A 21308-nucleotide genomic window follows, 5' to 3' on the forward strand; every position below is an offset into this window, starting at 1 on the left:
CGTCTCGGCGGCGCGAGAGAAGCGTATCCTGTCCATGGCCGAACCCGGCGATCCGCAAGGCTCAGAGTCCGCACAGCCCCAGGCCGCGTCCGATGATCAGGATCACGACGCCCTGGTCGGCTTCGTCTCGGCGGCTTCGCTGGCGGGGCGGCGCCGGGAGCCGGAGGCGACGCCCGCTGCGCCGGTCGCCGCGCCGACCAGGGCCGAGCCCGTGACGCCGGCCCCTGAGCGCGAAGCCGATCTGTTCGATCCGCCCGAGCCCCACCCCGTTGCGGCGCTCGCCCCCGCCCAGCCGGGACCGTTTGACCGGTCCGTGCGGCCCGGCCCGGTGGACGCCCTGCGCGACAGCCTGGGGCGCCGAAAGGAACAGCCGCCCGCGCCGATGAGCCTTTACGCCGTCTATGTGCTGATCCTGTTGGCCGTGCCGACCCTGGGGGTTTCGGCGCTTCTGGCCCTGGTGGCCGTGACCGGGCGCGAAGGCCCGCAGGAGCGTCTGGCCGCCAGCCACTTCCTGTATCAGAGGCGCACCCTGTGGATCGCCGCCGTCGCGGTGGTGCTGGGCGGCCTGCTGGTGATCGTCAATATCGGGGTCTTCGTCCTGTTCCTGTCGGCCCTGTGGATCTTGGCGCGCGGCGTCTTCGGCGTGATGCGTCTGAAGGCCGGGCGGCCGATCGACAATCCGCGCAGCTGGCTGTTCTGAAAGGACGACCATGACGACCGAACCCAATTTCACCCCCGGCCAGGAGCCGGAAGGCAAGGTCGGCGCCCTGATCGCCTGGGCCCTGTTCATCCTGTCCATCCCCAGCGCCAATGTGCTGGTCCTGGTCGGGCTGGTGGTGGCCTATGTGACGCGCAGCACGGCCGCGGGCGTGGCCCGGCAACATATCGACGCCCAGATCCGCCTCTTCTGGTCGGTCTTCTGGTGGACCATCGCCGCCTGGGTCGGCATCTTCGCCAGCGCCCTGGCCTCGGTGGTGCTGATCGGCATTCCCTTCCTGCTGCTGTTCCTGCTGATCTGGTTCCTGCTCAGTGTCTGGTTCACGGTGAAGAGCGTGCTGGGCCTGATCAATCTGTTGCAGGACAAGCCGATCTGAGGCGTCGGCGCCGATGGAACGTCCCTTCTCCCAGGCTGTTGAAGCGTAAAGGGAGTTGAGCATGGGACCGTTCACCGACGCCAGGGACGACAACCGCTTTGAACAGATGTTCGACGGCGAGGGCGGCGAGGGACGGGTCTGGGCCGACTACGCCGTGCGCGGCGGGGCGCGGATGATCCTGCACGTCGAGGCGGACCAGAGCCTGCGCGGCTCGGGCGCCGCCGGGCGCTTCATGCAGGCGATGGCCGAACATGCACGCGAACACGGGCTGAAACTGTTCCCGCAATGCAGCTACGCCGTGGCCTGGCACAAGCGACACCCGGATTATGACGACGTCCTTGCCTGAGGGCCGGACCCCCTGGGGTCAGCCCAGGCGGCCCACGATCGTGCGTATGGTCTCGGCCCGGGTCGGCAGGTCGGCGGCCAGGCGCGTGGCGATCTCGCGAACGCCGACCGGATAGGCGTCGCCGCCCGAGGCGATGTCCTTGGCCTTTTGCGCGGCCTGGCTCAGCAGTTTCTCGAACTGGTCGATCTCTTCCAGGGCAAGGGCGTGCGCCTCCATCTGAAGGCGTTTGACCCGCTCAGCCGTCGTCTCGGGCGCTCGCATCAGGTCATAGACGGCCGCCTCGGTCCCGACGATGCGGAGTTCGGGCTTGGAATCGGCGCTGGTCTTCTTGGTCATGGAATCGGTCCTCAGCAGAGCTGATGACTGAAGATGATCAAGACCGAGCCCTGCGTCGAGCGGGGCTGTAGCGGTTGTGACGGTTCTGTGGCCGTCCTGCATCGGTCGGCGGATAGAGCGGGGCTTAGAGCTCCGGCGCGCGAGCCGGGACCATGGCCGGGGCTGCGACCGGGGCCAGGACGCCGCCGGCGACCGCGCGCAGGGGCGAACGGGGCGTGTGCAGCACGGCCGGATTGACGCTGACGCCGTCCTGGGCCGGGGTGACCAGGAAGCCCTTCCGGGCCAGGGCGTCGCCCGAACGGACGCGCGAGGTCCAGACCGCGATCGGGGCGGCCAGCAGCAGGGGCAGGACGATCGGGGCGAACCAGGTGGCCAAGTCGGGGCGGACGCACAGGGGCGCGATGAAGCCGACGCCGGCGATCATCTGCCAGCGCATGGCGCGGAAGGCGTCGGACCAGGCCAGGCCGTCGGCCTCGCGCTGCTGGGTGGTCCATCCGGTGTCGTGGCCGGACAGGATCTGAATGAAGGCCTTGGTGTTGGCGACCATCAGAATGGGGGCCAGGATGGCCGACAGGGCGATCTCGGCCGCCATGCCCTTGGCGATGGCGCGGCGTCCGCCGAAGGCGCGCCGCTCGGCCGGGCGGCTGAGCACCAGGGCGGCGCCCATGAACTTGGGCCCGATCAGCAGGACGCCGGACAGGAAGGAGGCCAGCATGAAGGGGGTGAACTGCGGGTTCAGGATGTAGAAGAAGCTGGTCCAGTCGACCGGATAGAACATCTGGATGAACAGGCCGACCATCAGGGACGCCATCCACAGGGGCGAGGACAGATAGGCCATGCAGCCCATGGCCAGCTGCAGGCGGCTCATCGGCGACAGGCCCTTGGCGCCGATCAGGCCCAGGTGCTGCAGATTGCCCTGGAACCAGCGGTGATCGCGGCGGATGAAGTCGGTGATCGACGGCGGGGTCTCTTCCCACGACCCTTCCAGGGCGGCGCTGACGTGGACGGCCCAGCCGGCGCGGCGCATCAGGGCGGCCTCGACCACATCGTGGCTCATGATATGGCCGCCGAAGGGCTTCCTGCCCTTCAGATGGGGCAGGCCGCAGCAGGCGGCGAAGGCGCGCGTGCGGATGATGGCGTTGTGGCCCCAGTAGCTGGATTCCGAACCGGTCCAGTAGGCCAGGCCGGCAGCGGCGACGCGGCCGTACAGGCGCACCGAATATTGCGACACCCGGGCGAAGATGGTGCGGGCCTTGATGATGACGGGGGCGGTCTGGATCAGGCCGACGCCGGGGTTGCGCTCCATGGCGTCGACCATGCGCAGCAGGGTCTCGCCGGCCATGGTGCTGTCGGCGTCCAGAACGATCATGGTCTCGTAGGCGCCGCCGAAACGACGGACCCATTCGGCCAGATTGCCGGCCTTGCGCTCGGTGTTCTCGGTGCGGCGACGATAGAAGGTCTTGCAGCCGGCGGTCTGGCGGAAGGCCTGGAAGACCGAACGCTCGTCGGCGGCGGCCTCTTCCTTGGTCGAGTCGCTCAGCACGAAGATGTCGAAGGCCGAGGCGGCGCCCAGGCGCGTCAGCGAGGCGTCGATCATCGCCAGACGGGCGAAGGAGGCGCGGGCGTCCTCGTTGTACAGCGGCATCAGCAGGGCCGTGCGGGTGCGCGGCAGGGCCGGGTGGGGGGCGAAGGACAGGTCGGCCTGGTCCTTGCCGCGCAGCATGACGAACAGGCCCATCAGGCCGCTGACGAACCAGCAGGAGATGGCGGTGATCAGCACCATGAAGATGCCGAAGGCCAGAACCTCGGTCCCGTCCCAACCCTTGCGGGCGTAGAGATAGAAGGGGGCGATGGCGGACAGGCCGGTCAGGACCAGGGTGCCGGCCAGCAGCATCAGCCGGCGCAGGCCGACCGCGCGCGGGGAGGTGGCGGGGATGGCCTCGGCGACGGCGTCGGGCGCGGTCAGGGACTGGACCGGCATGGCCAGCGGCGCCTCGTCGGGCAGCCAGGACCAGGCCGGGCCCTGCGGCGCCGGGTTCAGGGTCTCGATTTCAGCCTGTTCGACAGGCCGGATCGCCAGCTTGTTCATGCCGCTCTGAGCGCCCCCGTGTTGACCAGCCGCGCTTCCGAAGGCAGGAAGGCGGTGCGCGCTGCATCGCAGCACGACCCCTATAGTCGATCACATTCGCGCGATTTTCAATCACGCAATGTTGATAGGGGCGAAAAATTCGGGGTTTTTTTACTCACCCGCCGCCGCGACCTGGGCGACGGACCCGCCAGACGGGGATTTTATCGCTTCCTGCAACAACTTGCGGTCCAGCAGCCAGGCGGCGACGCCGACCCAGCCGACCAGCACCAGGGCGTAGGCCCGCTCCCACCAGCCGACGTTGGCGTCGTTGACCGTGCCGGGAAAGATCATGTGTTTTGTAACAACGGTCAGACACGCCATGATGACAAAGATGGCGGTCAGGAAGATTTTGAGCCGGGGCAGATCTCGGCGCGACGCAAGACCCCAGAGCAGCAGCACCGGCGCCAGCTGAATGCCCAGGGCCAGGTTGATGATCATGTGGCGCGGGTCCGGCCAGGGGTAGAGGGTCGAGCCCGACATGCCGGCGCCCGCTAGGACAAAGACGACGGCGATCACGGCCCCGGCGGCGCGCTTCTCGGTCAGGGCGTAGACGGCCAGGCCGAAGCCGATTCCCGCCAGCCCCGCCATCACCCCGGCGACGAAGACCCCGCCGTTGAAGATCAGGGGCAGGGGGGCGGTCGCCCCGCCCAGCTCGCTCAGATACTGGGTGGCGTTGTCGAACCCCGGATAGGCGGCGATGGCGGCCGCCACCACGGTCAGGGCCAGAAGCGGTGCGGCGACGCCGACGGCCAGCAGGCGGCGGCGCCGGTGATACCGGGCGGAAGGTTTGCGCAGGGCCTGGAGGTCCAGCGGCCAGGGCCGGCCGTCCAGCGGCTTCAGGCCCCAGAGCGGGCGGACGGCCGGGATGCGTTTGACGATCTCATAGACCGCGAAACTGCCCACGAAGGTGATCAGCAGCAGGGACAGGGCCTCCAGCCCCGCCGGCAGACGGGCGGGGCGGATGATCCAGACCGCCGCCACCAGGATGGTCTGGTGCGCCAGATAGAGGGGGAAGGTGGCCTCGGTCAGATAGGGCAGGACCGGCCCGCCGCGCGACCGCAGATGCCGGCTGCCGAAGCCCAGGATGGCGACGATCGTCGCCCACTGGTCCAGGCCGTAGACCATGGCCTTGGGCACGCCCCAGAAGGCCCGGCCGCCCGGATGCCAGACCTGGGCCATCATGATCGGCAGGGCGACCGCCGCCAGCCCCAGGGCGACCCAGCGATACCGCTCCATGTCGCGCCAGAGGGTCTCGCGGCCCACGATGCTGAAGCCGAAGACGAAGGCGCCCAGCGACAGGGCGTGATTGTACCAGTCCCAGTGCAGGACATTGGTCACCCCGAACCAGGGAAACAGCAGGATGCGGATGGCGATCAGATAGAGGATCGGCAGGATCAGAAGGCGCGGCCCCGCCAGGGCCGTCTCCAGCCATCCGCCGATCCGGTCGATCAGGCCGGGCCGCCGCCACAGCAGGATGGCGACGATACTGTAGGCGGCGATATAGACGATGAACCACAGGTGGTTGACCGGCACGCCGTCGGCCAGGCCGCTGAAGCTGAACTCGTGCACCATCCAGGCGGCGTAGCCGGCCAGGCCGCCGGGCCAGCCGGCCTTGTCCATCGCCTCGATCCAGGACTGGATCGGCACCAGGACCACGGCCCCGAACAGAAGCGGCGGAACCAGCCGCTCGAACCGCGCCCGGGCCACCTGGCGCGGCGTGCGGCGGAAGGTCATGAACCGCAGGGCCGCGCCCGACACCAGAAACAGCAGGGTCAGCCGCCACGGATTGGTGATCAATATGGCTTCGCGCATCCACTCGAAGGTGTGAACGCTGTGCACGTGCCAGCCGTAGACCCCGTAGACCAGGCCGACGTGATAGAGGATCAGCAGGCCGAACGCCCCAACCCGGATCCAGTCCAGATCATAACGACGCGCAGACGAGGGGGCGGAGGGGGGCACGGCCGCGTCTATGATCCGGCGCGGGGCGTCAGGCAATACGGCGGATGGTCTCGGATTTGCTCAGGCCGCGGCCTCGGCCAGACCCAAGGCCTTCAGGGCGGCGGCGATCGAAGCCTCCTGCTCCGCCTGATACAGGACCATCTCGTCCAGCACCGACCGGCCCAGGGCCTGTTCGAAATCGGCCTTGGCCGGGTCGACGGCATAGGCTTCGCGCACCTCGGCGCCCAGGTTGGACTGGAAGATTCCGGCGGCGCTGACGGGCAGGAAGTCCTCGTAGGTGATCGGCTCCGCGACGACGTGACCCAGGGCGATCAGGGCCTCCAGATCGGCCGTCTCGGCGCGGCCGGCCAGGCCCTGCGGCGTCGCGCGATAGCGGAACCAGGCCAAGCCGTTCCGGCGCAGGGCCGTCCAGTCGTCGGGCAGGGCCGAAAAGTCCTTGCTGGCCAGGGCCGCGTCGTACAGGGCGCGTCCCGTCGGGGTCAGGGCGCAGCCGCGCTGCTCGATCTCGCCGAAGCGGGCGGTGTGCACCCCCTGGACGGCCCCGTCCGCGCCGGGGAAGGCGATGGCCTCCTGCAGGGCCTTGAAACTGGTCTGGCGCAGAAGGATCGGGCAGGCGCGGGCGGGCGGCCCCTCGATCGTCTCCTTGGGCGTGATGCCCCGTTCGGGCATGGCGGCCTGGGCCGCGTCTATGTCCAGGGTGCGCGGCGTCAGATGGTTGATGTGCGGCCCCTTGAAGCTGACCACGTCGGCGATCAGCCGGTGGGCGGCGACCAGGCGCTCGTAAGTCTCGGCGCTGACCGTCGCCTCGGCGTGCCAGCGGAAGGTCTCCAGCAGTTCGGAGACGAAGCGGTCGGCCTGATCCTCGTCCAGGCCGCCCGCGGTCTCGGCCGTCTCGATCAGCGCCCGCGCGCCCGGGGTGAAGATGTCGCGCCGGGCCAGGGCGGCGGCCGCCTCCTGACGCAGGTCCTGATCCGCGATCAGCTCCAGCCGCAGCAGGGAGCAGAAGACCCGGAAGGGATTGCGCGCCAGGGCCGCCGGATCGACCGGGCGGAAGGCGGTCGAATGGACCGGCACCCCCGCGGGGGCCAGATTGTAATAGCTGACCGGCGCCATGCCCATGACGGCGAAGGCGCGGGCGATGGTGGCCAGTTCGTCCGCCGTGCCGACGCGGATGGCGCCGTGCCGTTCCTCAGACAGCCGCGCCAGTTCGCCGGCTGCGGCCAGCCGGTCCGCCCCCGCCGGATCGGCCTTCAAGGCCTCGGCGTTGACCTCGGCCACCAGGGTCAGCAGCTCCCCGTACTGGGGCACTTCCGCTCGGTACATGGCCGACAGGGCGGCCGAGAAACGGCTGCGAATTTCATCGGGATGGACGAAGGCGGACATGGCGGATCTCCCGTGGCTTTTTCGGCTTCCCTACGCCTGTCCGCCGCCCACGCCTAGCCGGAGGCGGACAGGACATTTCGCTCGACCGTCATCCAAGGACGTCGGTCAGGCCCTCACGCCGATCCCGATCGGACAGACCACGCCGGTGCCGCCGATGCCGCAATAGCCGGCCGGATTCTTGGCCAGATAGCCCTGGTGATAACCCTCGGCGTAATAGTATTCGCCGGCAGGCTGAATCTCGGTGGTGATGGCGCCGCGCCCGGCCGCGGTCAGGGCCGCCTGATAGGCGTCACGCGACGCCTCGGCCTCGCGCTGCTGATCGTCGTTCAGAGTGTAGATGGCGGACCGATAGGTGGTGCCGACGTCATTCCCCTGGCGCATGCCCTGGGTCGGGTCGTGGTTTTCCCAGAAAGCCTTAAGCAGGTCGCCGTAGGTTATGACCGACGGGTCAAACACCACCTTGACCACCTCGGCATGCCCGGTCCGGCCGGTGCAGGTCTCCTCATAGGTCGGATTGGGCGTGATTCCGCCCGAATAGCCGGCCGACGTCACCCAGACGCCCGGCAGGGACCAGAAGACCCGCTCCACGCCCCAGAAACAGCCCATGCCGAAGATCGCCGTTTCAAAACCCTCGGGATAGGGCCCCTTCAGCGGATGGCCGCTGACGAAATGGGTTTCGTCCGTCGCCAGGGGCTCGGCGCGTCCGGGCAGGGCGGTCTCGGCGGTGGGCAGTTCGGCGGTCTTGGTCAGCAGCATGGGGTTCCCCAATAAGGAAAATGTCGTCCGCCCCCATATGGGGACGTCACAGGCGCTTGCCGAGGGGGCCATGGTGTTCTATCAGGCCCGCCTCCCGCCGGATCGACCTCCGGCGGCGCGCACGAGCTGGCGTGAAACGGACAGGTGGCGGAGTGGTCGATCGCGCACGCTTGGAAAGCGTGTGTAGGTGAAAGCCTACCGAGGGTTCGAATCCCTCTCTGTCCGCCACGGCTTTCCCTCCGTACCCCCCCTGCGAGCGAGTTGCTTCGGCCCGGCGATGGTCTGGACCTGCGCCGCTGAACCGAATAGCGCATGACAATGCGGAGAAGGCTACGGCTGGCCGCGCAGAACGCGTCGGAATTTTATCCCCTAAAAGACGAAACGCCGCGCCCGTCTTTTGTCCGAAATGTGTTGACGACGGTGCTCGCGCCGGTCGATTGAGTGTTTGAATTGCGCCGTGGGGTTGCAAGCTTAAGCGTTCGGCCGTCGGCCGAAGAGGGGGAAAGAGTGGCTTTCAGTTTCAAAATCGGCCTGATGGCTGCGACGGCGGGCGTGTCGGTCCTGGCGGGCGCGGCGGCGGCGCAGACCGCGCCGACCCCGCCGGCCGGCGGCTTCTATATGGCCAATGGGACGCGCACGACCAACTATCAGACGGCCCTGGCCTCGTGGCGGTCGGACGCCCAGTTTTCGGTCGACTATTCCAAGCGTTTCCTGGGGCTGGAACATGCCTACGCCATGGGTTTGACCGGGCGGGGTCAGACGATCGGGGTCAATGACGCCGGCGTCTATATGGACCACCCCCTGTTCGGATCGGCGGGCAAGGTGACGGGGCTGCGAACCCAGGTCGTCGAGGGCTACGGCAATGACGGGCGGATCAATCCGCGTCGTCGATGGGAGGGCCACGGCACCCATGTGGCGGGCACCATCGCCGGCGACCGGGTCGCGGGTCAGCCCATGTTCGGCAACGCCTACGGCGCCAAGCTCTACGCCGCCACCACCAACTTCGCGGCCGGCGACTTCCTGTGGTTCAAGGACGTCTATATCGACGGCGACATCGTCGCGACCTCGAACCAGAACATCGTCGATCTGGCCAATACGGGGCAGGTGCGCATCATCAACAACAGCTGGGGCAGCGGCACGTCCCTGCCGTACAATGCGTCGCTGTCGACCGTTCTGGCGTCGATGAACCGGAACTACGGCGACTACTACAAGCCCGTGCTGGACAAGGACGTGCTGGTGGTCTTCTCGGCCGGCAACGGCTATGGCGTCCACGCCAGCATCGACGCCGTGGCGCCCCTGTCGGATCCGCGCCTGCGCTCCAACTGGCTGTCGGTCGCCAACTATTCCAGCTTCACCGCCGCCGACCCGTCGACCAGCTTCTGCGGTCAGACGGCGACCTGGTGCGTCGCCGGACCGGGTTCGGCCGTCGTCTCGTCCGTGCCCGCCTATACGATGGACCGGGCCGGCATCCTGGCCCTATATCCCCGGGCGAACTATACGGGACTCTATGCTGCGACCACCGTCTCGGCCCTGCAATCTGCGGCCGTGAACCAGTTTCTGGTCGTGCTGAACAACTATCTCGACGCGCGAGAAGCCGGCGGACCCGGTTATGACGAGGACGCGCAACGGCGCGAAGTGGCTCGGCAAGCGGCGGCCATCACCCTGGTTGCGGGAGCCCGCCTGGGCGATCCCGACAGCTTCACCTCCACCCTGGCGGGCTTGCTGGTCTCGACCAACAACATGGCGATCCTGACCCCGGCCTTCTCCGGCGCCGTGCTCGAATACGCCAACGCCGAACTGCAGCGGGTGCTGAACCAGTACATCCGCTACACCGGCGCCGGCTATGCGGCCTATACCGGCACGTCGATGGCGGCGCCGAACGTGTCGGGCTTCGCCGCCCTCCTGATGGAGAACTTCCCCGAATATTCCACGGCCCTGATTTCGGACATTCTGGTGTCCAGCTCGCGGGATCTGGACACGCCGGGCGTCGATCTGAAGTCCGGCTGGGGCGCGCCCCAGATGAACGTCGCCTTGGGCGGCCCGACCGCTTTGCGGGCGACCCGCGACGTCACCGTGGCGGTCGGCACCGTCGATGTCTGGAGCAACAACATCGGCGACGCCCGCGACCGCTATTCGGCCGAGGTGCGGGCCAACTTCGGCAATGACATCGGCGGTCTGGTCAAGAAGGGCGGGGGGCAGCTGATCCTGACCGGCGCCAATGACTACAGCGGCCCGACCCGCGTCGAGGGCGGTCTTCTGACCGTCAACGGCAGCCTGCTGCGTTCGAACGCCACCGTCGGCGGCGTGGGCATGATCGGCGGCGTCGGTCGTCTGCTGAACCTGACGGCGGAAAGCGGCGGCGTGGTCGCGCCGGGCGACGGGGCCAATCCGTTCGGAACCCTGACCGTCGCCGGCGACGTCAACTTCAAGCCGGGCTCCTTCCTGTGGATCCGCTCCAGCGTCAACGGCGGCGCCTATTCGCGGCTGAACGTCGGCGGGGCGACGCGCCTCGAGGGCGGTCAGGTCGTGCTGAAGGCCGACAGCGGCGAATGGAACCTGCGCTCGCGGATGAACATCATTCAGTCGACGGGCGCAGTCACCGGCGCCTTCACCGGGGCGCAGAGCGATCTGGCCTTCCTGACGCCGGTCCTGACCTATTCGACCAACGGGGTCACGCTGACGGTGCGCCGCAACGACGTGACGGTGGCGTCCCTAGGCGCCAACTCGAACCAGAAGTCGGCGGGCGCAGCCCTGGACGTGATGATCAACGGATCGGCGACCAGCGGAAGCCGCGACCTGTCGCTGGAGAACGCCCTGCTGGACGCCAGCGTGCCCGCGGTTCAGGCCGCCCTGCCCAGCCTGACTGGCGAGGTTCACGCCTCTCTGGCCGGCCTGGCGGTGTCCGACACGCGCGCGATCCGCGAGGCCATGTCGGACCGCGGCCGGGGTCAGGCCGGCGGTCAGACCTATGCGGGCAACGGGGTTTCGGTCTGGGGCAGCGGCGTCTTCGGCGACGGCCGCGGCTCGCGTCATGACGGCCTGGCGGCCTTCCGCAGCGAATCGTCCGGCTATCTGGTCGGGGCCGAAAAGGCGCTGTCGGACGATGTTCACATCGGCTTGGCCTTGGGCGAAAGCCGTTCGGAACTGCGGTCGGCGCGGCTGAACTCGACGGGTCGTGTCAACAGCGAACAGATCGGCGTCTACGGCGGCGGCGCCCTGGGCGACTTCCAGGTCCGTGTCGGCGGATCCTGGGCCAAGGCCGACGTCCGCACCGACCGCACCGCTCAACTGAATCAGTTCAGCAACGCCTTGGCCGGGGACTATGACGGCGACGTCTGGCAGGTCTATGGCGAACTGGCCTGGAGCCGAGCGGTCGGGGCGACGATGTTCGAACCCTACGGCGCCTTCAGCCATGTCCAGTACGACGCCGACGTCGTCGAGGTCGGCGGAGACGCCGCCCTGTCGGGCCAGGTCGAACAGACGGCGGATCTGGTCACGGCCGGCTTCCGCACCCGCACCGTCCTGGCCGGCGGTCAGGGCCGTCCGCGTCTGTCGGCGGTGACCCACCTGGCCTATACCCACGATCTGAACGGCGACGGGCCCGTGTTCGACGCCGCCTTCGCCGACGGACCCGGCTTCGTGATCAACGGCGCCAATCCGGGGGACGACGTCATCTCCGGCGGCCTGGCCTTCACAGTCCAGGCGACCGAACGGACCGCGCTGGAGATGGGCTACACCGGCCTCTACAAGGACGAGTACCGCGACAACCGCATCTTCGGCCGTTTCAGCGTCAAGTTCTGATCCCGCCTGAACGCTGACTTTCGCGCCCCCGACGGCTCCGTCGGGGGCGCGATCGTTTTCGGGCTCAGTCGAAAGACTTCAGTGGGGACCGGCGGACAGGGCGTCGTCGTCCAGGAAGAAGGGCCGGTCGCGATTGGCCGGGCGATGTTCGATCCAGGCGCCGGGCTGACGGATCCTTTGTTCGACCGCCTGAACCGCGCCCCGCATGAAGGCTTCGGGCGAGACGGCTTCGGACTGCGGCGCGATCGGCGTCTCTGGATCGCCGTGCAGGACGGCGGCGGCGTAGATGTCGAGCTGAAGTCCCTGGCGCGCGCCGTCGCGATAGGGAAAGAGACAGAGGGTGTAGCGGGTCTCGACCGGCCCGACCTGACGCGGGCTGACTTCGGCGCGCCAGGCGGCGCCGTTGCAGACGACCGTGCGGACCGGCCGCAGCCAGCCCGCCGCGGCGCGCGTCGTCGGATCCTCCAGACCGAAACCACTGGGCGTGGCCGGGTCCGCCAGGGTGAAACGGCCGGGCGTGCGGGGCGGGTCGCCGGAGGCTTGGTGGCGGGTGACGGCCCGGAAACCGTGACGGCGCAGATGGCGCTCCAAGGCTTGGGCGATGCTGCGGACGTCGTGGCGGGTCTGGAAGTCGATGACGGCGTAGGCCTGATCGACGGTCCAACGCCCCGTCGTCTGCGCGGCCGCGCTCCCACCCTGTCCCAAGGCCGCCAGGGCCAGGATGGTCGACAGTATCGAGCGCATCGCCATGATCCATCTTGGCTCCGGCTGGGCGGCCGTTGTCAATGCGGCTCCAACAGGGCCGCCGCCGCCGCCGTCTTGACCGTCAGGCCGGGCGCTTCGGCGAAGACGAGGTCGGCGACGCCGAAATATTCGGCCTGATTGGTCGCGCACCAGTCGGTGGTGACGATGCGCACGGGGCCGTCCGTCGGCGCGGCGCCGGCGGCGTAGAGGAAGTCGCCGTTGCGCGCGCTGAGCGGCATCGGCCGGTCCTGGTTGGCGCGGGCGAGAAAGGCGTCGAACCGATCACGCGGGACGACGGCGGTCATCAGCCGGCCGTCGAAACGCACGACGGCGTCGAAGACGTAGCGGCTGACCGGCCCGGCGGGCAGGCCGGCGCCCAGGGTGGTGTGGCCGATGAAGCCCGCATCGACGCCTGCCGCCTGGGCCAGGCCTGCCGCGACCCGCCGTCCAGTGTCGCCCAGCGACAGGGCGCGGGGGCTGACGCCCAGTAGGGCCCGCTCCTCCGCCGTCATCTGGGCGGCCAGGGTCGCGGCGATCCGTTCGGCCAGGGGCTGATCGGCCGCGGCGTCCACCGCGACCGGGTGAGAGGCGGCCGTGACCGAGCCGTCGGCGCGGAATTCGCCAACCGTATAGGCGCTTGTCCACGAGCCTGTGTGGGCATAGGCGCTGCGGCCCTGTTGATGCTGGAACAGCAGATGGTTGTGGCCGCCGATCATCAGGCCGCCGTCGGGCAGCAGGGGCAGGATGTCGCGATCGGCCGCGACACCCGCATGGCTCAGGATCAGAACCCGATCGGCGCCCGACAATGCGGCTCCAAGTTGGGCCCTTGCCCAGACCGCAGGAGATGGAATGTCCAACTGGTCGCGAGAGACCTTGGGATAGGTGTTCAGGGCGTCGGTCCCTATGCCCACGACGCGCAAGGATCGGGCGCCGAAGGGCAGGGTGGTCGAAGAGGGGGCGTAGCCTTCGCCCGTGCGTCGGTCGCCGATGGTGGTGACGACCTGGACGCCTAGGGTCCGCAGCCGCGCCACGACCTCAGCCAGGTCCGGGGTCAGGTCGTTGTCGTGATTGCCCAGGTTGAACACCGTGGGCGCCAGGCGCGGCAGGGCCTCGACGAACGCCCAGTCGATCACACCGCCGGACCGCACGGCCACGGCGTTGCCGTGTTCGAACAGGTCGCCGTTGACGGCGATCACATGGGGAATCGGATGGGTCCGCACCTCCCTTTCAAAGGCGGCCAGCAGTTGGGCGGTGCGTTCATAGGCCGAATGCATGTCCGAAACCGCCAGCACCCGGCCGATCGTCTTGGTCTGATCCTTCGCTCTCAGGCCGATCAGGCCCGGCGCCAGCGTCGTCGCCCCGGCCAGTTGCAGAAGACGGCGGCGGGAAGGCCTGACGAGAGACATGCGCAATCCAGGATATGGGGAAGGGGCGCGCAGCGGAGAGACGCACCCTTACATCGTCGCACTTCAACCTTGTTCGAACAAGACTGGGGGGCCGCGCGGCGCCCCGCCTGAGGCCGATTGTCACACCACTGTGTCCGCGTCTTCAAAGCTTCAACAAAGCGGCCCGTCTGACGCTGGCGATTCCCTTTTCGAAGCTTTACGGCGTCGCGCGATCGTTCCTCCCCACGACGCCAAGGATAGTTCAGCCATGCTTCGTCCCGCCCTTCTGGCCGCCACCGTCAGCAGCATCGCCCTGCTGAGCGCCGGCTCGGCCCTCGCTCAGGTTCAGACCCAGGCCCAGACCGAGGCCCAGACGCAAACCGCCGCCGAACCGGCCGGCGTCGATGACATCGTCGTCACCGCCCAGCGTCGCAGCGAGAACATCCGCGACGTTCCCTTCGCCGTCTCCGCCCTGACGCCCCAGACCTTGCAGGACATCTCGGCCGGCGGCGCCGACGTTCTGGCCCTGTCGGGCCGCGTGCCCAGCCTTCAGGTCGAAAGCTCGAACGGCCGCTATGCGCCGCGCTTCTACATCCGCGGCCTGGGCAATGTGGACTTCGACTTCACCGCCTCCCAGCCGGTTTCGGTGGTGCTGGACGACGTGGTTCTGGAAAGCGTCTATCTGAAGGGCTTTCCGCTGTTCGACGTGCAGCAGCTGGAAGTGCTGCGCGGACCGCAGGGCACCCTGTTCGGCCGCAACACCCCGGCGGGCGTGATCAAGATCGACAGCGTCAAGCCGTCGGACGACTTCACCGGTTTCGGCTCCCTGACCTATGGCAACCTGGGTTCGACCCGGGCCGAGGCCGCCGTCACCCTGCCGGCGTCCGAGACGCTCCAGGTGCGCGGGGCCTTCCTGTGGAACCACCGCGACGACTGGGTGAACAACGCCTACAACCCGTCCTTCGCCAATCCGGACAAGGACGACCTGGGCAATTTCGACGACATCGCCGGCCGCGTCCATGTCGCCTGGACCCCGACCGCGCGTCTGTCGACCCTGTTGACCCTTCAGGCTCGCGACTATGAAGGCACGGGCACGATGAACCGCGCCAACGCCCTGACCAAGGGCTCCAACAAGCTGAACGACAACTTCGACCGGGACACCGTCTATTACGACGGCGGCCGCAACAACTTCCAGAAGCAGAAGACCACGTCCCAGTCGCTGCGCGTGGCCTATGACTTCGGCCCCGCCACCCTGACCGGCATCGTCGGCTCCTACCAGGGCTGGTCGCAGGGCGACGGCGACATCGACGGCGGCGTGGCCAGCGCCCCCGCGACGGCCTCCTACAAGACGCCGTTCAACTCCGAGACCGGCACCCTGTCCAGCGATCTGCTGCAGAACACCTACGAGCTGCGCCTGGCCTCGAACGGCGATGCGCGCCTAGGCTGGCAGATCGGCGCCTTCTATTGGGATGAGCGGATCAATCTGGTCTCGGGCACCTTCAACGGCGTGGGCAATCCCCAGCCGACGCGCGTGACCGACATCGTGCAGAAGTCGGACTCCTGGTCCGTGTTCGGTCAGGGCAGCTACAGGCTGACGGAGGCCCTGAAGGTCACGGCGGGTCTGCGCTATACCGACGACAACCGCGACTATTTCGGTCGGATCGTCCTGGGAACCGGCGCCGGCGGGACGGGCGCCGTCTCGGTCGGCGACGAGCAGGTCAGCTGGGACGTCAGCGCCCTGTATGAGGTCAACGACAGCCTCAACCTGTTCGCCCGCGTGGCCAAGGGCTATCGCGGTCCGTCGATCCAGGGCCGCAACCTCCCGGTCCTGACCACGGCCGATTCCGAAACCGTCATGTCCTATGAGACCGGCTTCAAGGCCCGTCTGTTCGACGGCCGCGGCCGTTTGAACGGCACGGCCTACGCCTATGAGGTCAGCGACATGCAGTTCACCGCCATCGGCGGGGCGGACAACACCAACCGCCTGATCAACGCCGACAAGGGCGAAGGTTACGGCCTGGAGCTGGACGGCGACCTGTATCTGGGCGCGGGCTTAAGCCTGGCGGCCGGCGCGGCCTGGAACCACACGGAGATCAAGGACGGCGACCTGCTGGTGGCCATCTGCGGCTCCAACTGCACCGTCACCGACCCGATCGTCACCGTGGGCACGACCCGTCGCGCCAAGGTCGACGGCAACCCCTTCCCGCAGGCGCCGGAATACACCGCCAATCTGACGCTGAACTACGTCCTGCCCCTGGGCGACGACACCGAGTTCTTCGCCTCGACCGACTGGACGATGCAGAAGGATTTCAACCTGTTCCTCTATGAATCGGTCGAGTTCATGCAGGATACGCACTTCGAGGGCGGGCTGCGGGCCGGCTGGCGCGACCTGGGCCGCGGCCTGGAAGCGGCGGCCTATGTCCGCAACCTGACCGACGAAGAGAACGTCATCGGCGCGATCGACTTCAACAACCTGACCGCCTTCGTCAACGAGCCGCGCACCTACGGCGTGCAGCTGACCAAGCGGTTCTGAGGCTCCAGATTAAAGCCAGAGCATGATTCACGCTTCTGTCGGAACCGCGAAGCGGTTCCGCCCGAAACGATCATGCTCTAGGGCCGGCGAGGCCTTCGCTTCGCCGGCCCTGTCAGTTCGGCCGGGCAAGGCGCGCGCGCCAGGCGGGATAGTCCCGCTCCAGCAGCGTCTTCGCCCAGTCTCCATAGTAGTTGTAGCCGGCGCGGCGCTCCCGCTCGATGTCCGCCAGGGCCGGGCGCGGGACGCCGTCGCGGCCGGTGAACAGCGGGCGATTGTCCTCGAGCCCGTAGAAACGGGCCCAGAGCGGGCCTTCGCCCGGCGCCGGCACGACCCGTCGGTCCGCCTGTCCCTCAGCGTCGGTGAAGGACTCGATGCGGATGTCGTAGAGGGCCGTGGCGCGGAACCAGGCAACGGCGCCTTCGACCGCGGCGATCACGTCAGGACCGGGCGGGTCGATCCCCATCAGGAAGCGCACCAGGCCCACGCTTTCCTGCCCCGACAGAGACGCCGGCTCGAACCGGCGGGCGCCGACGGGCGCCAGGGTGACGGGATCGTGCTGGGCGGACCAGACGGTCCGTCGGCCGTCCTGTCGCACCTGGGATTTCAATAGGGCGTCCACGCCGCGCCGCACGGCCTGGGCCGCCCGCTCGCGCCGCGCGCCGTCGACGAAGCCGTAAGGCGGTTTGGTCTGGGCGACCTCGTCCAGCAGGCGCAGCACCCGCACCATGGCGTCGTCATTATAGGTGACCGCGTCGTGATAGCCGCCCCGCAGCGGAGCGTACTGGGGCCATCCGCCGTTCGGATATTGGGCGGCCAGCAGATAGTCGAGACCCCTGTCGAAGGCGGCGCGCGGCGTCGAATCGCCGGCCTCGATCACCCGCGCGAGAAAGGCGAGGGGCAGGGTGGTGGCGTTGTTGTCGATGGTGTTGGTCAGGGCCGGATCCGCATCCGGCGCGGGCGGTGCGAACAGATCCGTGTTCTTGGGCCAGCCGCCTTGGGGCGATTGATGCGCGATGACCTGAAGGGCCAGGCGACGCGCCTCATCCGAGCCGTACCAGCCCGCCGGGCGGCTGACGGCGGACGACCCCCAAACCATGGATGAGGCCGCTGCAACCCGTTGGGACCCGGGCGGCGGGGTCTGGGCGCAGGCGGCGCCCGCGATCGCCGTCAGGCTTAGGATCAGGGTGGCTCTCAGCATGGCGCTTTCCTGGATCGAAGGGCAAAAAAAGCGGGACGTCGCCGGGGCGACGTCCCTTCAGGGGGCAGGGAGCGTCGGTCCGCCTCAGAAGATGAAGCGGGCGCCGACGAAATATTGGCGACCTGTGCTGCCATAGCTGTTGACCAGCGGATCGGCCTGATAGGCCCAGCGCTCGTCCGGCTGATCCGTCAGATTCAGGGCCTCGGCGGTGATCGTGACGTTGTCGGTCAGTTTGTAGGTGAAGGCGGCGTCCACATTCAGCGTCTCATTGGAGCCGATGAAGTCGTTGATCAGGGGCGAGTCGCACTGGCCCGGATCGCAGCCGCCCGAGGCCAGCGGATAGGTGGTTTGGTAAGCGGCCCGATAGGCGGCCGAAACGCGGGCGCTCCACCGCGGCACCTCATAGAAGACGGTCGCGTTGAAGGATTCCGGCGAGGCGCCCAGGAAGGGGGCCGTTCCGGTCAGGTTCCGCGCGGGATCGAGGATGTATTCCAGCTCGGATTCGATGTTGGTGTAGTTGGCCTGAACCCCGAAACCGTCGAACGGCGCCGGCAGGAAGGTGAAGTTCTGCTGATAGGCGACCTCGAAGCCGGACAGGGTCCCGCCCGGCGCGTCATTGTATTGACGCAGGACGAACGGCAGATCGGCGTCGATATAGGCGCGGCGGCTGTCGGAGGCCAGGTCGGTCAGGTCGTCATAGGCGGCCCGAAGATTGGCGATCTGCTCGCTGCTGAAAACCTCGCTCAGCCTGCCCTCACGCAGCACGACCTGCGGGAAGCTTTCGATTTCCTTGTGGAAATAGGCCACGGACAACAAGGCGTCCTTGGCGAAATACCATTCGACATTGAAGTCGAGGTTGGTGGCTCGGAACGGTTTCAGCTTGGTGTTGCCCAGGCTGATCTGGGCGTTTGAGCCGTCGAACTCGGCCGCCGCCCCAGCGACGCCCACAGGCACCGTGAAGGAGGTGACGCCGGGCTGCAAGGCCATCATCTGCGGGCGCGCCATCACCTTGGCCGCCGCGAAGCGCAGGATCAGGCTGTCGCTGACCTCCCACGCCAGGTTCAGCGAGGGGAGGGTGTCGTTATAGTCGTTGTCGTTGCTGATGGGGCGGCCGCTGGGCGAACGTCCGCGTGAGTCGACGCTGGTCTCGGCTCTCCGCAGACCGGCGTTGCCGCGCAGGGTTCCGGCGAACAGAGGCAGGTTGAAATCCATCTGGCCGTAGTAGGACAGGCTTTCTTCATCGACCCAGAAGGTGTTGACCCCGCCGTTGCGAAGGTCCGACAGACGCCAGTCGCCCCATTCGTTGATGCAGTCGCAGTCGAAGCCGAAGCGGTTCTGGAAGGCTTGAAGATTGGGGGCGAAGAAGGACGTCGGCATGCCGTCAGGCACGTTCAGACCGTCTCCCCAGCTGACCGTCTGGCCCATGTCAGCCACTGTCGTGGCCTGAGCCAGGCCGCTGCGCACCCCCTCCAGCAGACTGGGGTTCATGGTGTCGCTGACCAGCCGCTCGAACCGCGTATAGTAGAAGTCGAACTTCCGCTTGCCGATGCCGAAACGAAGGGTGACGTAGTCGTTGTAATCCCAACGGAAGTCGGCCTTGGCCGTCTGATAGCCGTTTTCGGTGACGGTGCGGAAGGCGCGCAGGGCGGAATAGCCCTTCACGAAGTCCCAGTTGTTGGGATCGGCGACGTCGAAGCCGAAGTCGATGAAGGGCATGTCGCCGCCCGCGCGGTCGTCATAGACGAAGTAGTCGTTTCCCGCGACGCCCTGGCCGGAGTCCAGCCGGATGAAGTCAGCGAGCAGACCCATGTTTTCATTGGTCGATTCGGAATCGCCGAGCAACAGGGACATGCTGAAGCGGTCGCTGAAGTCATGCTCGATATTGATCGAGTTCTGGCGGAACTTGGTCGTATAGGAGCCCTGATCGACCGCCGAGCGCATGTCGACGTTGCCGAGCACCAGATAGTTGGCGTTGGCGCCGGTCTCGCTGAGCCCGGCGTCGATTAGGCGCACCGAAGGGCGGCCGATGAAGGCGCCGCGCATGGCCAAATACTGCGGATGCGCGACATAGCCGACCGAGCCGGGCTGGTTATAGTAGTCGTAGACGTCGAGGTTGTTCGGATTGAAGCTGCCGACGCCGGCTGCCAGAGTCTGGTTCGTGGCGCCCGGCGCCGTGGTGAAGATCGGCGTATTGCCATAGAGGGACTGCCCGCAGTCGATGGCGTCGCGAAACTCGGTCGCGGTCTGGGCCGTGCAGTTGGCGTATACGCTGCGGCGGTTATTGTAGCTGTTGTTGGAGTTGCTGGCGGTCGTCGCGGTCTGATAGCTGAAGGCCGTAGCGGTGCGGTTGCCGTTCGTGTTGTTGCGGTTCAGGCCGACCGGACCGATCTGATAGTTGGTCGAGGTCTGGGTCATCTCCGAATAGAGATTGTCGAAGCTGATCGTGGTCCGCTCCGTCGGCCGCCATTGGCCGGACAGGGTGACCCCCAGGCGATCCTGATCCACCTCGCGGTGATTCAGGGTGGCCAGGGCCGGGATGCGAACCAGAGAGCCGCGGTTCCCCGTTCCGTTGATCAGGGCATAGGCGGCCGGGTTCGAGCCGATCAGATAGTTGCGCGCTTCGGGATTGGTGACGCGCGGCAGGGCCGAGTTGGGCGTGCCGATCGGCAGGGCGAAGCCTTGAGGATCCCCTGCGGCGTTGGCGCCGGCGTTGTTGAACGTCGCGCCGCGATAGGCGTAGTCCATCGAGCCCACCTGACGGGCGTAGCTGTCGATGACCTGTTTACGCTCATTGTAGGCGACCGAGCCCAAGAGGCCGAACTCGCCGATCTTGCTGGTCCAGCGGTCAGACGCCAACAGGGCCACGCGCGGGCTGTGGTTGCCGCCGTTCTCGTAATAGGCGTCCTGAAGGGTCAGGGCGAGACGGCGTTCGGTGAAGTCGAACGGGCGGCCCGAGATCAGATCGACGGTCGCGCCCAGGGAGCCTTCGTCCGTCTGGGCGTCTGCGGACTTCTGGACCTTCAGGGAGTTGAACAGCTCGGAGGCGAAGGTGTTGAACTGGAAGCCGCGGTCGCGCCGCAGGGCTCCGTCGGCGCTGCTGGCGCCGGAAGTGGACAGGGTCTCCAGCCCGTTCAGCCGAACCCGGGTGAAGTCGCCGCCAAGGCCGCGGACAGAGATCGAATTGCCCTCGCCGTTTTCGCGGTCGATCGAGACGCCGGGAATCCGCTGAAGCGACTCCGCCAGGTTGGCGTCGGGGAAGTCGGCGATGTCTTCGGCGTTGATGACGTCGACGATGGTGTTCGACCGACGCTTTTCGCTCAGGGCGCTGGCGAGAGAGGCGCGGATCCCGGTGACGACGATCTCATCGACGGTCGTAGCCTCCTGATCATCGGCCTGTTGAGCCTGGGCCCAAGTGGGCGCCGCCAGCAGCAGGGCGCCGATCAGAAGCGCCGCCGGGGACGCCGCCGCGCGCAGTTGTCCTGTGGTTTGGTTGTGCATCCGTTCCCTCCGTTGCTGTCGCGCTCCGACCTCTGGCGGGCCGGATGCCGACATCCTCTGTCCCCCTCTTGATGAGGGGATCGTCTTGGTCCCCCCGCCGTTGCGAGACAGGACAATGTCACCGGTGTCATATGGCGAAAATGTGGC

At 67.6% G+C, this 21308-nt stretch carries 14 protein-coding genes and 1 tRNA gene; 6 read left to right on the forward strand and 9 right to left on the reverse strand.

Annotation, left to right across the window (positions count from 1 at the left end; genetic code table 11):
• The first annotated feature begins 34 nt into the window (after positions 1–34).
• The 3 genes from AC07XS_RS07940 (at position 35) to AC07XS_RS07950 (ending at position 1440) form a co-directional block, all read left to right on the forward strand.
• Positions 35–700, forward strand: a complete 666-nt coding sequence (locus AC07XS_RS07940) for a DUF4870 family protein (protein ID WP_182713975.1) — start codon at positions 35–37, stop codon at positions 698–700.
• A gap of 10 nt (positions 701–710) precedes the next feature.
• A complete protein-coding gene (locus AC07XS_RS07945) occupies positions 711–1094 on the forward strand; it encodes a hypothetical protein (RefSeq protein ID WP_182713974.1) in 384 nt (127 codons plus the stop codon).
• 61 nt (positions 1095–1155) lie between these two features.
• A complete protein-coding gene (locus AC07XS_RS07950) occupies positions 1156–1440 on the forward strand; it encodes a GNAT family N-acetyltransferase (protein WP_182713973.1) in 285 nt (94 codons plus the stop codon).
• Positions 1441–1458: 18 nt separating this feature from the next.
• On the opposite strand, the gene AC07XS_RS07955 is transcribed toward AC07XS_RS07950, so the two are convergent.
• The 5 genes from AC07XS_RS07955 to msrA form a co-directional block, all read right to left on the reverse strand.
• A complete protein-coding gene (locus AC07XS_RS07955; RefSeq protein WP_182713972.1) occupies positions 1459–1776 on the reverse strand; it encodes a hypothetical protein in 318 nt (105 codons plus the stop codon).
• Positions 1777–1900: 124 nt separating this feature from the next.
• A complete protein-coding gene (mdoH, locus tag AC07XS_RS07960; RefSeq protein ID WP_182713971.1) occupies positions 1901–3865 on the reverse strand; it encodes a glucans biosynthesis glucosyltransferase MdoH in 1965 nt (654 codons plus the stop codon).
• Between the two features lie 150 nt (positions 3866–4015).
• A complete protein-coding gene (locus AC07XS_RS07965; RefSeq protein WP_321208003.1) occupies positions 4016–5863 on the reverse strand; it encodes an acyltransferase family protein in 1848 nt (615 codons plus the stop codon).
• A 60-nt stretch (positions 5864–5923) separates the two neighbouring features.
• Entirely contained in the window at positions 5924–7246 is a 1323-nt protein-coding gene (locus AC07XS_RS07970) for a VOC family protein (protein ID WP_054764968.1), read from the reverse strand.
• A gap of 105 nt (positions 7247–7351) precedes the next feature.
• Positions 7352–8002 carry a peptide-methionine (S)-S-oxide reductase MsrA gene (gene msrA / locus AC07XS_RS07975; protein ID WP_054764969.1) on the reverse strand — a complete coding sequence of 217 codons (651 nt, stop codon included), beginning with the start codon at positions 8000–8002 and terminating at the stop codon, positions 7352–7354.
• 138 nt (positions 8003–8140) lie between these two features.
• Here msrA and AC07XS_RS07980 point away from each other — a divergent pair.
• Positions 8141–8230 (forward strand) — tRNA-Ser (locus AC07XS_RS07980).
• 279 nt (positions 8231–8509) lie between these two features.
• Positions 8510–11803 carry a S8 family serine peptidase gene (locus tag AC07XS_RS07985; protein WP_182713969.1) on the forward strand — a complete coding sequence of 1098 codons (3294 nt, stop codon included), beginning with the start codon at positions 8510–8512 and terminating at the stop codon, positions 11801–11803.
• A 78-nt stretch (positions 11804–11881) separates the two neighbouring features.
• On the opposite strand, the gene AC07XS_RS07990 is transcribed toward AC07XS_RS07985, so the two are convergent.
• Both AC07XS_RS07990 and AC07XS_RS07995 read right to left on the reverse strand, forming a co-directional pair.
• Entirely contained in the window at positions 11882–12553 is a 672-nt protein-coding gene (locus AC07XS_RS07990; RefSeq protein WP_182713968.1) for a hypothetical protein, read from the reverse strand.
• A 32-nt stretch (positions 12554–12585) separates the two neighbouring features.
• Positions 12586–13953: a metallophosphoesterase gene (locus tag AC07XS_RS07995; protein WP_182713967.1), complete on the reverse strand. Its 1368-nt coding sequence runs from the start codon at positions 13951–13953 to the stop codon at positions 12586–12588.
• Between the two features lie 247 nt (positions 13954–14200).
• Here AC07XS_RS07995 and AC07XS_RS08000 point away from each other — a divergent pair, with 247 nt between their 5' ends.
• Positions 14201–16465 carry a TonB-dependent receptor domain-containing protein gene (locus AC07XS_RS08000; protein WP_182713966.1) on the forward strand — a complete coding sequence of 755 codons (2265 nt, stop codon included), beginning with the start codon at positions 14201–14203 and terminating at the stop codon, positions 16463–16465.
• Between the two features lie 112 nt (positions 16466–16577).
• Here the strand turns inward: AC07XS_RS08000 and pelA are convergent, their stop codons facing one another.
• Together pelA and AC07XS_RS08010 are read right to left on the reverse strand one after the other, a co-directional pair.
• A complete protein-coding gene (gene pelA / locus AC07XS_RS08005; protein ID WP_321208002.1) occupies positions 16578–17663 on the reverse strand; it encodes a pectate lyase in 1086 nt (361 codons plus the stop codon).
• Between the two features lie 84 nt (positions 17664–17747).
• Positions 17748–21161 carry a TonB-dependent receptor domain-containing protein gene (locus AC07XS_RS08010; protein ID WP_182713965.1) on the reverse strand — a complete coding sequence of 1138 codons (3414 nt, stop codon included), beginning with the start codon at positions 21159–21161 and terminating at the stop codon, positions 17748–17750.
• Positions 21162–21308 lie beyond the last annotated feature (147 nt).

This window comes from Brevundimonas sp. GW456-12-10-14-LB3 (assembly GCF_059424365.1).